The sequence below is a fragment of the Streptococcus sp. 2741 genome (assembly GCF_013276315.1).
Taxonomy (GTDB): Bacteria; Bacillota; Bacilli; order Lactobacillales; family Streptococcaceae; genus Streptococcus; species Streptococcus pseudopneumoniae.
The window spans coordinates 1-12767 of record NZ_VMKU01000042.1; the positions used below are offsets into that span (position 1 = coordinate 1).

Sequence of the window (12767 nt, forward strand, 5' to 3'; positions counted from 1 at the left end):
GGCCACAGGATGGTTGCTATACAATGGCTCATGGTACTACCTCAATAGTAATGGTTCAATGGCCACAGGATGGTTACTAGACAATGGTTCATGGTACTACCTCAATAGTAATGGCGATATGAAAGTTAGCCAATGGTTCCAAGTTAGTGGGAAATGGTACTATGTAGATGAATCAGGTATGCTTGCAGTCAATACAACAGTAAACGGCTATAGAGTCAATGCTAATGGTGAATTGGTAAACTAAATCTAACTGAATGAATCTTAATATTATTTTTTGATAGGATATTAAGGCTGAAAATAACTCCATAATCTCTAGCCAGATTTATGCTACTGGAGATTATGGAGTATTTTGTAATATAAGAGATAATGGAAGGATGAGCCAGTAACTCAACATTCTTATATAATAGATTGAATCTAGAGTAGTACATAGTTACTGATGAAAAATCAACTGTTAAAGTGCCTGCTGGCAAACAACTACCTAACGCAGGTTCAGCATCAAGTGCAGCACTTGCTAGTCTTGGTCTAGTGGTGGCAACAAGTGGTTTTGCTTTGCTAGGAAGAAAGGCTAGACGTAGAAAATAGGATAGCTAGAAAATTCTATTCTCTACTTAAAGTTAGATTATAAGGGGGATTTGGAGAAATCATCAATCCTAGTGATGGGTGAGAAAAGTGAGAACCCAAGATAATCGCACACTTTAGCTGAAAAGGGATATTCTATCAATGTAACCAGTCTCTTCTGTCTCTAACTGTGGGACAGGAGATGGGTAATATCGAGTAGAAAAGCTAGCAGAATAGCTCTATTAAAGAGAGGAGGGAAACCGAAAAATTGGGTACCCCTCCTCTTTTTTGGTATAATAGAAGATAGAAAACGAGGTTAGAAGAGATGATTTTTGATACACATACACACTTGAATGTAGAAGAATTTGCAGGTCGTGAGGCAGAAGAAATTGCCTTGGCTGCTGAGATGGGTGTGACACAGATGAATATTGTTGGTTTTGATCAACCGACGATTGAGCGTGCCTTGGAGTTGGTAGATGAGTATGACCAGCTCTATGCGACTATCGGTTGGCATCCTACAGAAGCAGGGACTTACACGGAGGAAGTCGAGGCTTACTTGCTTGACAAGCTCAAGCATCCCAAGGTTGTGGCTTTAGGTGAAATTGGTTTGGATTATCATTGGATGACAGCGCCCAAAGAGGTGCAGGAGCAGGTTTTTCGCCGTCAGATTCAGCTATCTAAGGACTTGGATTTGCCTTTTGTTGTCCATACCCGTGATGCGCTGGAAGATACCTATGAGATTATCAAGAGCGAGGGAGTTGGCTCTCGAGGTGGTATCATGCATTCATTTTCAGGGACGCTTGAGTGGGCAGAGAAGTTTGTCGAGCTTGGTATGACCATTTCCTTCTCAGGAGTGGTGACTTTTAAGAAGGCAACTGACATCCAAGAAGCAGCTAAAGAGTTACCTTTGGATAAGCTTTTGGTGGAGACGGATGCGCCTTACTTGGCTCCTGTTCCTAAACGTGGTCGCGAAAACAAAACAGCCTATACTCGCTATGTGGTGGACTTTATTGCTGCCTTGCGTGGGATGACGGCAGAAGAGTTAGCGGCGGCAACGACTGCAAATGCAGAACGCATTTTTGGATTGGACAGCAAGTAATGAAAGAGAAAATTTCCCAAGTCATCGTGGTTGAAGGTCGCGATGATACGGTCAATCTCAAACGTTACTTCGATGTAGAGACCTATGAGACACGAGGTTCTGCCATCAATGATCAGGATATAGAGCGGATTCAGCGCCTGCACCAACGTCATGGAGTCATTGTCTTTACAGACCCAGATTTTAATGGGGAGCGGATTCGTCGCATGATTATGACGGCCATTCCAACAGTTCAGCATGCCTTTCTCAAACGAGATGAAGCTGTTCCTAAGTCCAAAACCAAGGGGCGTTCTTTGGGAATAGAACATGCCAGCTATGAAGACCTGAAAACGGCTCTAGCTCAGGTGACAGAACAATTTGAACATGAGAGTCAGTTTGACATCAGTCGTAGCGACTTGATTCGCCTAGGTTTCTTAGCGGGAGCAGACAGTCGTAGACGCAGAGAGTATCTGGGAGAGGCTCTCCGAATCGGTTATTCCAACGGCAAGCAACTCCTCAAACGCCTAGAGTTATTTGGGGTTACTTTGGCAGAAGTGGAAGAAGCTATGAAATCTTATGAGTAGGAAAGATGTAGCCGTTACAATTTTTTAAGTTTCACAGTATTTTTCGAAGCAGGTAGAAGAGGAGGTGTCTGATGTTAATTGGTCAAAAAATTAAAGAGATTCGGATAGAAAAAGGAATTAGTCGTCCAGATTTCTGTGGAGATGAGCAAGAACTGACAGTTCGTCAACTGTCGCGAATTGAGAGTGGAGCTTCGCAACCGAGTTTGCCCAAGTTAGACTATATTGCTCGCCGGCTAGGAGTTCCAGCTTATAGCCTTATGCCAGATTTTTCAGCTCTTCCTTCTGCTTATTTAGAATTGAAATACCAGATTTTACGTGAACCAATCTATGGTAAAGAAGAGGAGTATGATAAGAAAGAAGCGTGTTTGGAAGAGATTTATAAAACATACTTTGATAATCTTCCTAAAGAAGAACAATTAGCATGTGAAGTATTGCAGGCGTGTTTGGATACTTCTAGAACTAGAAGGCCTGAATATGCAGAGTTAATACTTGAGGAACATATGCCTCAGATCATAGAAAAAGAAGTTTATTCAACAAATGATATGTTGTTGATTCGTTTGTTTTTTTATCAAATGCTCATTAGAAAAGATCTTGCCAAATTTATAAATCAAATCGAAAAGCTAATGCTCTTTCTTTTGGAACAGAAGAAGGTAACTCAAATAGAGAATTACTTTATAATTAGAGATACTCTTATTTCAGGAATGTGTTGTCTTGAAAAGGTAGGAGTAACTGATTGTTTTAATGATTATCTATCGTGTTTACAAGAAATTATGGATAAAACTCAAGATTATCAAAAGAAACCTCTTATATTTATGTTTTTGTGGAAGCAAGCATTAAGAGAAGAAAGAGATTTTAGTTTAGCTGAATCATTTTATCAGTCTTCTAAAACATTTGCGCAGCTAATTGGAGATGAATTTCTAGTAAAGAAATTGACAGAGGAATGGCAAGAGGATGTCAAAAAATATTTATAAACATAGTGAATCAGTGACAAAAATGTCCCTGTTCTCGCATCAAAACAGTTCTAAAGTTCGTCTTTAGAACTGTTTTTTTAGATATAAGCTAAAAATAATATGAAATAGTTAGATTTTAAGGACATTGATGTCCTTTGAGTTTATTTAAGAATAATTTATAATTAATTAAAATGTGAAAGGAGATTACAGTATGAACTTTTCTATTTTATTTAGTTACTTGGTGCTTTAAATAAAATTCAATCTACTATAGTAAAATATCTAAAAAATTCGATTTTTTCTTTGACAACAAATAATAAAAATGATACTCTTATCATATAAGAAATCGGTTTCAAAAAAAGAGAGAGGAGGATTTATTTTGTTGCTATGAAAAAATTAAAAAAATACCTTCCATTCTTTTTCTGTCTACTATACCTAATACACGGAATACTTGATTTATCAACTTTAAATATTTTAGGTGCAATCTTTAAAATTATAATTAGTACTTTGGGTATAATAGTTACATATCCGTTTTATAAAGAAGGAAACGAATAATTTAAAGAAATAATTCTGTACTCAGTCTTATTTAGTTGTTCTCATAGTAGTAGGAATAATCCGTGTTTACCATTTGCGAGCAATAAACAATAATCCTAAAAAAGTCTCTGACAACTAGTGATTGATTTTTCTCGGATTAGTTTCACACAATTGTTTATACGAATGATTGGAGATTATGTTAAATTTACTTTGTGGTATTTTGCAATCAGAGTACATCAAATAGGCACCTTTTTATGTGTCCTTCGTTTTATAATAGGGTAAGAATATTTATAAACATAGTGAAGCAATGACAAAAATGTCCTTGTTCTAGCATTGAAACAGTTCTAAAGTTCGTCTTTAGGACTGTTTTTTTAGATATAAGCCAAAAATAATATGAAATAGTTCTATTTTAAGGACATTGATGTCCTTGATAGTTCTTGAAAAAACGGATATAATATATTTGAAGATGTTGCTAGTAGAAAGAACTTAATAAACTTCTTAACATGGCAGTGACTGTGGTCACCTTCTCACTAAGTGACCAAGTAACTTTTTGGAGGAAATGATGAAACGTTTATTTATTTTGATTTCAATGGTATTGGTATCGCTTTATATGGTGATAAATTCCGTTGATCATCGAGAAGAGATTTTATTTGGTAACTATCCCTCTGTTGATGTGATGGGTACTGGGCTAGACCAATCAGTAGCTGACCGAGAAAAACTGACAGAGGCTTTGAGTCACTTAGCGGTAGAGCACAATAGTCTCATCGCTCGTCGGATTGTTGAGCCAAATGAAGCTGGAGAAACACGCTTTACCTATGCCACTTATGGTCAGGGAGAGCTTCCAGAAGGTTTGACCATTTCCTCCAAGGAGAGTGCAGAAACGAGTGATTTATTAGGGTCTTACTTGATTGTGTCAGGGAGTTTGGATGGAGTGAGCTTACAGACCGCCCTGCAAGAACTTGGTTATAATGGTGTTGTCTCGAATAGAACAGAGGCATTTTCGATGGTCGTCCTCTTGGCTGCTACCCCAATGGGGCTACTGAGTCTAGCCATTTTTCTGCTGACCTTTATGAGTCTGACCCTGATTTATCGGATCAAGTCCCTTCGTCAGGCAGGGATTCGCTTAATCGCTGGTGAGAGCTTGTTTGGGGTGGCTCTTAGACCAGTGTTAGAAGATGTGAGACAGCTTATCTGCTCAGTGCTGCTATCCAGTCTTTTGGGATTGGGGATTCTCTGGTATCAAGGTGCCTTATTTATGGCAACGGTGCAACTGGTCATCATTGCTCTTCTACTTTATGGATTGACCTTGGCAGGGATTTCTACCTTACTAAGTGTCGTGTATCTACTTGGATTACAGGAAAATAGTCTGGTGGATTTATTGAAAGGGAAACTCCCTCTCAAACGTATGATGACATTGATGATGGGGCAACTCTTAGCTGTATTGGTGGTCGGCTCGAGTGCAACTACTCTCCTACCTCACTACCGTGAAATGCAGGAGATGGAGAAGGCAAGCGATAAATGGAGTCAGTCCTCAGACCGTTACCGTCTATCCTTTGGTTGGTCTAGTGCATTTGCCGATGAAGAAGGAATGCGTAAGGATAATCGTGAGTGGCAGACATTTACTGAAGAACGGTTAGCCAATACAGACTCTTTTTATATTGTGAGCAATGTTGATAATTTCTCAGATGGAGCAGAAGTGGACCTAGATGGCAATCGTCTCAGTGACTACACACCGTCAGGGAATGTTATCTATGTCTCACCGCGCTATCTGATAGAAGAAAAGATTACCGTTTCTTCAGAGTTTATGGATAAGATGCAAAACTTGTCTGAGGGAGAGTTTGGGCTGATTTTGCCTGAGAGCTTGCGAGAGCAGTCTGTCTACTATCAAAGATTATTTACAGATTACCTGCAAAGATTTTCATCTGAAAGTGTAGAAGTGACGAGTCAGAAACACTACCTCCCACAGCTAAGGCTAGATTTTACAGAAACAGGACAGGAACGCTTCCTCTATAATGATGGGTACAAGACAACACGTCAGTACCTAAAAGATCCGATTATTGTAGTTCTAACGCCGCAAGCGACTGGAACAAGACCTGTTGCAGGGATGTTGTGGGGAACTACGGCTAATAGTGCCTTGAAACTAGATCGATATGGAGACAGCATTACCGCTCTAAAAGAGCAAGGTCTGTATCACAAGGTCTCTTACTTGGTAAAAAGCCAGCTATTTTTTGCAAAGGTACTAAATGACAAACGGGTGGAGTTTTACTCTCTCCTTATTGGAACGATTTTGACCCTGTCTACGGCTATCTTGTTATTTGATTCCATGAATCTTCTCTATTTTGAGCAGTTCAGACGGGAGCTTATGATTAAACGTCTTGCTGGTATGACAATCTATGAGCTTCATGGCAAGTATTTACTGGCGCAAGGAGGAGTTCTCTTGCTTGGCTTAGTCCTATCTAGTATTTTGACAAGAGATGGTTTGATTAGCGCTCTAGTTGTAGCTTTGTTTACGCTTAACGCCCTCTTGATTTTAGTAAGGCAGGACAAAAAAGAAGAAGCTGGTAGCATGGCAGTATTGAAAGGAAAATAAGATGATTGATATTCAAGGATTGGAAAAGAAGTTTAATGACCGTGCGATTTTCTCTGGTTTAAATCTCAAGCTGGAGAAGGGCAAGGTCTATGCCTTAATCGGGAAGAGTGGGAGCGGAAAGACGACGCTGCTGAATATCTTAGGCAAACTAGAAAAGATAGATGGAGGAAGGGTTCTCTATCAGGGGAAAGATTTAAAAACCATTCCCACTCGTGAGTATTTTCGAGACCAGATGGGCTATCTCTTTCAAAATTTTGGCCTCTTAGAAAACCAATCAATCAAAGAGAATTTGGATTTGGGCTTTGTTGGTCAGAAAATCTCAAAAGTAGAACGTTTGGAAAGGCAAGTGGAGGCTTTAGAAAAAGTTAATCTAGGATATTTGGATCTAGAACAAAAAATCTATACTTTATCTGGGGGAGAGGCTCAGCGAGTTGCCCTTGCGAAGACTATTTTGAAAAATCCACCCTTGATTTTGGCAGATGAACCAACAGCAGCTCTTGATCCTGAAAATTCAGAGGAGGTTATGAATCTCTTGGTGGGCTTGAAAGATGAAAATCGAATGATCATCATTGCGACCCATAATCCCCTAGTCTGGAATAAGGCCGATGAAATCATTGATATGAGGGAGCTTGCTCATGTGTGAAAAAATCCGTATTCGCAGGGTATCTGATTATCCGAGTGCCAGAGGTGGTTTAGAAGACATCCTCATCATGGAAAATATGACCAATCATCTCCTTTTAGTTCAAATCCGAGTGAATGGCTATTTGCTTGATTTTGCTAGCATTGAAGGGCAAAGGCAAAAGCATTATCGTTTGAAAAATTTACCTCAAACGGTTGAACTGACAGTGGACGACGTGGAGGAGGATGTAGATTTGACCCTACCTGAAAATCGAAGTTATCAAGAAGCTGATTTTTTTGAACGTATGTTTCGAGAGAACCGCTAAGTCCCCTTTTAAAGATTTTCAAGACTATCTTTCTTCACGAGGAAAGATAGTTTTTTGGTATGATTTTCACCCCCAAAATACAAGGGGAATGTGTTACAATAGTAGTAACAGATAATAGAAAAGAGAATAGATGAGAATTGCAGATTATAGCGTGACCAAGGCAGTGCTGGAGCGTCACGGTTTTACCTTTAAAAAGTCCTTTGGGCAAAATTTCCTGACGGATACCAATATCCTTCAAAAGATTGTGGATACGGCTGAGATTGATGACCAGGTCAATGTCATCGAAATCGGGCCAGGTATTGGTGCCTTGACGGAGTTTCTGGCTGAGTGTGCAGCCCAAGTCATGGTTTTTGAGATTGACCACCGTTTGGTGCCAATTTTGGCAGATACCTTGCGTGATTTTGATAATGTGACCGTGGTCAACGAGGACATTCTCAAGGTCGATTTGGCGAAATATATCCAGAATTTTAAAAATCCTGACTTGCCAATCAAGGTAGTGGCTAATTTGCCCTACTACATCACGACGCCTATTCTCATGCACTTGATTGAGAGTGGCATTCCTTTTAGTGAGTTTGTCGTCATGATGCAAAAAGAAGTGGCGGATCGCATCTCCGCTCAACCAAATACCAAGGCTTATGGTAGCTTGTCGATTGCGGTGCAGTATTACATGACAGCCAAGGTTGCCTTTATCGTGCCTCGTACGGTATTTGTGCCAGCGCCAAACGTGGACTCTGCTATTTTGAAAATGGTGCGCCGTCCAGAGCCAGCTGTAGAAGTAGAAGATGAGAACTTCTTCTTTAAGGTTTCCAAGGCTAGTTTCACCCATCGCCGCAAGACCTTATGGAATAACCTGACAGGTTACTTTGGCAAGACTGAGGAAGTCAAGGACAAGCTGACCAAGGCTTTGGATCAAGCAGGCTTGTCACCAAGTGTGCGTGGGGAAGCTCTCAGCTTGGAAGAGTTTGCCAGTCTAGCAGATGCACTTAAAGGGCAAGGGCTCTAAGATGCAGGGACAAATCATTAAAGCCTTGGCAGGTTTCTACTATGTGGAGAGTGATGGCCAGGTTTATCAAACACGCGCGCGTGGGAATTTCCGTAAAAAAGGCCATACCCCTTATGTTGGGGACTGGGTAGATTTCTCTGCCGAGGAAAATTCAGAAGGCTATATCCTCAAAATTCACGAACGGAAAAACAGTCTGGTCCGTCCGCCTATTGTCAATATTGACCAGGCTGTGGTGATCATGTCCGTCAAGGAACCTGATTTTAACAGCAATTTGCTGGATCGTTTCTTGGTTCTTTTGGAGCACAAGGGTATTCATCCCATCGTCTATATTTCCAAAATGGATTTGTTGGAAGATAGAGGAGAACTGGATTTTTACCAACAGACTTATGGTGACATCGGCTATGACTTTGTGACCAGTAAAGAGGAACTCCTGCCTTTGTTAACAGGCAAGGTTACGGTCTTTATGGGGCAGACAGGTGTTGGGAAGTCAACTCTTCTCAATAAAATCGCACCGGACCTCAACCTTGAAACAGGAGAAATCTCAGACAGTCTGGGGCGCGGTCGCCATACCACTCGAACTGTTAGTTTTTACAACCTCAATGGGGGTAAAATCGCAGATACACCAGGCTTTTCATCCTTGGACTATGAAGTATCAAGGGCGGAAGACCTTAATCAGGCCTTTCCAGAGATTGCTACTGTTAGTCGAGACTGCAAGTTCCGTACTTGTACCCATACCCATGAGCCGCCCTGTGCTGTCAAACCAGCAGTTGAAGAAGGTACCATTGCGCCCTTCCGTTTTGACAACTACCTGCAATTCCTCAGTGAGATTGAAAATCGTAGAGAAACCTACAAAAAAGTCAGCAAAAAAATTCCAAAATAAGGAGAAACCTATGTCTCAATACAAGATTGCTCCGTCAATTCTGGCAGCAGATTATGCCAACTTTGAACGTGAAATCAAGCGCCTAGAAGCAACTGGGGCAGAGTATGCCCATATCGATATCATGGATGGTCATTTTGTGCCACAAATCAGTTTTGGTGCAGGTGTGGTCGAGAGCCTTCGTCCTCATAGTAAGATGGTCTTTGATTGCCACTTGATGATAGCTAATCCTGAACATCATCTGGAAGACTTTGCGCGTGCAGGTGCGGATATCATCAGCATCCATGTAGAAGCGACACCTCATATTCATGGTGCCCTCCAAAAAATACGTTCACTCGGAGTTAAACCTTCGGTTGTCATTAACCCTGGTACGCCTATTGAAGCGATTAAGCACGTCCTTCATCTAGTTGACCAAGTTTTAGTCATGACGGTTAATCCAGGTTTTGGTGGGCAAGCCTTTCTGCCAGAAACCATGGATAAGGTTCGTGAGTTGGTTGCTCTTCGTGAGGAAAAAGGTTTGAACTTTGAAATCGAAGTGGATGGTGGGATTGATGACCAAACTATTGCTCAAGCCAAAGAAGCTGGTGCGACTGTTTTTGTAGCAGGTTCCTATGTCTTTAAGGGAGAAGTCAATGAGCGAGTACAAACTCTCAGAAAACAACTGGACTAGGGTTGCAGTTTTTGCAGGCGGAAACCGCGGTCATTATCGGACAGATTTTGATGCTTTTGTTGGGGTGGATCGAGGCTCGCTCTGGGTCTTGGAAGAAGACTTACCTCTTGCTCTAGCAGTCGGAGATTTTGATTCTGTGACGGAAGAAGAGCGACAGGTGATTCAAAAACGTGCCCAGTATTTTGTTCAAGCCCGACCAGAAAAGGATGATACAGATCTGGAATTGGCTCTCTTAACCATCTTTGAACAAAATCCTCAGGCTCAGGTCACTATTTTCGGTGCTTTGGGTGGTCGTATTGACCATATGCTGGCTAATGTCTTTCTGCCTAGCAATCCTAAGTTGGCACCCTATATGCGCCAGATAGCGATTGAGGATGGGCAAAACTTGATTGCCTATTGTCCAGAAGGGACCAGTCAGCTAGAACCTCGTTCAGACTATGACTACCTAGCCTTTATGCCAGTTCGGGATAGCCAGCTGACTATTATTGGTGCCAAGTATGAGTTGACAGAGGAAAATTTTTTCTTTAAAAAAGTGTACGCTTCTAACGAATATATAGATAGGGAAGTTTCGGTGACTTGCCCAGCTGGCTATGTGGTCGTGCTGCATAGTAAGGACAGGAGGTAGGATGGAAAGTTTACTTGTTCTATTATTGATTGCCAACCTAGCTGGCCTCTTTCTGATTTGGCAAAGACAAGATAAGCAGGAAAAACATCTCAGCAAGAGCTTGGAGGATCAGGCAGATCACTTGTCAGACCAGTTGGATTACCGTTTTGAACAAGCCAGACAAGCCAGGCAGTTAGATCAAAAAGACTTGGAAGTAGCTGTCAGCGACCGTTTGCAAGAAGTGCGAATCGAATTGCACCAAGGTCTGACGCAAGTCCGTCAAGAAATGACAGATAATCTCCTCCAAACCAGAGATAAGACCGACCAACGTCTCCAAGCCTTGCAGGAATCAAACGAGCAACGTTTGGAACAAATGCGCCAGACAGTCGAGGAAAAACTAGAAAAGACCTTGCAAACACGCTTGCAGGCTTCCTTTGAGACAGTTTCCAAACAACTGGAGTCGGTCAATCGTGGCCTGGGGGAAATGCAGACAGTTGCCCGCGATGTCGGCGCCCTCAACAAGATTCTCTCTGGAACCAAGACACGAGGGATTCTGGGAGAATTGCAACTGGGGCAAATCATCGAGGATATCATGACCCCTGCCCAGTACGAACGAGAATACGCAACAGTTGAAAACTCCAGTGAACGAGTGGAGTATGCCATCAAGTTACCTGGACAGGGTGATCAGGAATATGTATACCTACCGATTGACTCCAAGTTTCCTTTGGCTGATTATTACCGCTTGGAAGAAGCCTATGAAGCAGGTGATAGGGACGAGATTGAACGCTGTCGTAAATCGCTTTTAGCAAGCGTCAAGCGCTTTGCCAAGGATATCAAGAGCAAGTACATAGCACCGCCTCGGACGACCAATTTTGGAGTCTTGTTTGTTCCGACAGAAGGTCTCTACTCAGAAATCGTCCGCAATCCTATCTTCTTTGATGATTTGAGACGGGAAGAACAGATTATTGTTGCAGGTCCAAGTACCCTATCAGCCCTTCTTAACTCCCTATCAGTTGGATTCAAAACTCTCAATATCCAAAAGAGTGCCGACCATATCAGTAAGACTCTTGCCAGCGTCAAGACCGAGTTTGGCAAGTTTGGTGGTATTCTGGTAAAGGCACAAAAACATCTCCAACATGCCTCTGGCAATATTGATGAATTATTAAACCGTCGTACCACAGCTATCGAGCGGACGCTCCGTCACATTGAGTTGTCAGAAGGTGAGCCTGCGCTTGATCTACTCCATTTCCAAGAAAATGAGGAAGAATATGAAGATTAGTCACATGAAAAAAGATGAGCTGTTTGAAGGTTTTTACTTAATCAAATCAGCTGACCTGAGGCAAACTCGAGCTGGGAAAAACTACCTAGCCTTTACCTTCCAAGATGATAGTGGCGAGATTGAGGGGAAGCTCTGGGATGCCCAACCTCATAACATTGAGGCCTTTACCGCAGGTAGGGTTGTCTACATGAAAGGGCGCCGAGAAGTTTATAACAACACTCCACAGGTCAATCAAATCACTCTCCGCCTGCCGCAAGCTGGTGAACCCAATGACCCAGCTGATTTCAAGGTCAAGCCACCGGTTGATATCAAGGAAATTCGTGACTACATGTCGCAAATGATTTTCAAAATTGAAAATCCTGTCTGGCAACGGATTGTCCGAAATCTCTACACCAAGTATGATAAGGAATTCTACTCCTATCCAGCAGCCAAGACCAACCACCATGCCTTTGAAACAGGCTTGGCCTATCATACGGCGACCATGGTGCGCTTGGCAGATGCCATTAGCAATATTTATCCTCGGCTCAATAAGAGCCTGCTCTATGCGGGAATTATGCTACATGACTTGGCCAAAGTTATCGAGTTGACGGGACCAGAACAGACTGAGTATACAGTGCGAGGCAATCTTCTTGGACATATCGCTCTCATTGATAGTGAAATTACCAAGACAGTTATGGAGCTCGGCATTGATGATACCAAGGAAGAAGTCGTTTTGCTCCGCCACGTCATTCTCAGTCACCACGGCTTACTTGAGTATGGAAGTCCAGTCCGTCCACGCATTATGGAAGCAGAGATTATCCATATGATTGACAATCTGGATGCCAGCATGATGATGATGTCAACAGCTCTGGCTTTGGTGGATAAAGGAGAGATGACCAATAAAATCTTCGCTATGGACAATCGTTCCTTCTATAAACCAGGTTTAGATTTATAATTTAAGAAAAATGGACATTTTTTAGAATAAGAATGTTCGTTTTTTTCTGTGAATATGGTATAATAAGTAAAAGACAAAAATGAATACTCTTCGAAAATCTCTTCAAACTAGGGTAGTATCGCCTTGTCGTATGTATATATGCAGGTATATTACAGGATTTGTCAGTTC

The 12767-nt window shown here is 41.8% G+C and carries 12 protein-coding genes and 2 pseudogenes; all 14 read left to right on the top strand.

What is annotated here, in order from left to right:
• Positions 1 to 244, top strand: a pseudogene (locus HT671_RS05085) (choline-binding protein); the annotation flags it as partial.
• A gap of 203 nt (positions 245 to 447) precedes the next feature.
• A pseudogene (locus HT671_RS05090) lies at positions 448 to 582 on the top strand (LPXTG cell wall anchor domain-containing protein); the annotation flags it as partial.
• Between the two features lie 301 nt (positions 583 to 883).
• Positions 884 to 1657 carry a TatD family hydrolase gene (locus HT671_RS05095; RefSeq protein ID WP_054393098.1) on the top strand — a complete coding sequence of 258 codons (774 nt, stop codon included), beginning with the start codon at positions 884 to 886 and terminating at the stop codon, positions 1655 to 1657.
• A complete protein-coding gene (rnmV, locus tag HT671_RS05100; protein ID WP_100104496.1) occupies positions 1657 to 2217 on the top strand; it encodes a ribonuclease M5 in 561 nt (186 codons plus the stop codon). The genes HT671_RS05095 and rnmV overlap by 1 nt, the downstream gene beginning before the upstream one ends.
• 71 nt (positions 2218 to 2288) lie before the next feature.
• Positions 2289 to 3188: a helix-turn-helix transcriptional regulator gene (locus HT671_RS05105; protein ID WP_000904845.1), complete on the top strand. Its 900-nt coding sequence runs from the start codon at positions 2289 to 2291 to the stop codon at positions 3186 to 3188.
• Between the two features lie 1072 nt (positions 3189 to 4260).
• Complete coding sequence (locus tag HT671_RS05110) at positions 4261 to 6288, top strand: bacteriocin-associated integral membrane family protein (RefSeq protein WP_166735396.1); 2028 nt, start codon at positions 4261 to 4263, stop codon at positions 6286 to 6288.
• 1 nt (position 6289) lies between these two features.
• Positions 6290 to 6931, top strand: coding sequence for an ABC transporter ATP-binding protein (locus HT671_RS05115; RefSeq protein ID WP_000565529.1), 642 nt, complete (start codon positions 6290 to 6292; stop codon positions 6929 to 6931).
• Positions 6924 to 7232, top strand: a complete 309-nt coding sequence (locus HT671_RS05120; protein ID WP_000333264.1) for a hypothetical protein — start codon at positions 6924 to 6926, stop codon at positions 7230 to 7232. Before HT671_RS05115 ends, HT671_RS05120 begins: the two co-directional genes overlap by 8 nt.
• Before the next feature lie 130 nt (positions 7233 to 7362).
• Positions 7363 to 8235, top strand: a complete 873-nt coding sequence (rsmA, locus tag HT671_RS05125) for a 16S rRNA (adenine(1518)-N(6)/adenine(1519)-N(6))-dimethyltransferase RsmA (RefSeq protein WP_138703257.1) — start codon at positions 7363 to 7365, stop codon at positions 8233 to 8235.
• A gap of 1 nt (position 8236) precedes the next feature.
• On the top strand, positions 8237 to 9115 hold the full coding sequence (rsgA, locus tag HT671_RS05130; RefSeq protein WP_172923075.1) for a ribosome small subunit-dependent GTPase A: 879 nt from the start codon (positions 8237 to 8239) through the stop codon (positions 9113 to 9115).
• A 10-nt stretch (positions 9116 to 9125) separates the two neighbouring features.
• Positions 9126 to 9782: a ribulose-phosphate 3-epimerase gene (rpe, locus tag HT671_RS05135; RefSeq protein ID WP_172923071.1), complete on the top strand. Its 657-nt coding sequence runs from the start codon at positions 9126 to 9128 to the stop codon at positions 9780 to 9782.
• Entirely contained in the window at positions 9745 to 10407 is a 663-nt protein-coding gene (locus HT671_RS05140) for a thiamine diphosphokinase (RefSeq protein ID WP_166732368.1), read from the top strand. The genes rpe and HT671_RS05140 overlap by 38 nt, the downstream gene beginning before the upstream one ends.
• Position 10408: 1 nt before the next feature.
• Entirely contained in the window at positions 10409 to 11665 is a 1257-nt protein-coding gene (locus HT671_RS05145; RefSeq protein WP_172923072.1) for a DNA recombination protein RmuC, read from the top strand.
• Entirely contained in the window at positions 11655 to 12599 is a 945-nt protein-coding gene (locus HT671_RS05150; RefSeq protein ID WP_000703190.1) for a 3'-5' exoribonuclease YhaM family protein, read from the top strand. Before HT671_RS05145 ends, HT671_RS05150 begins: the two co-directional genes overlap by 11 nt.
• Positions 12600 to 12767: the final 168 nt, after the last annotated feature.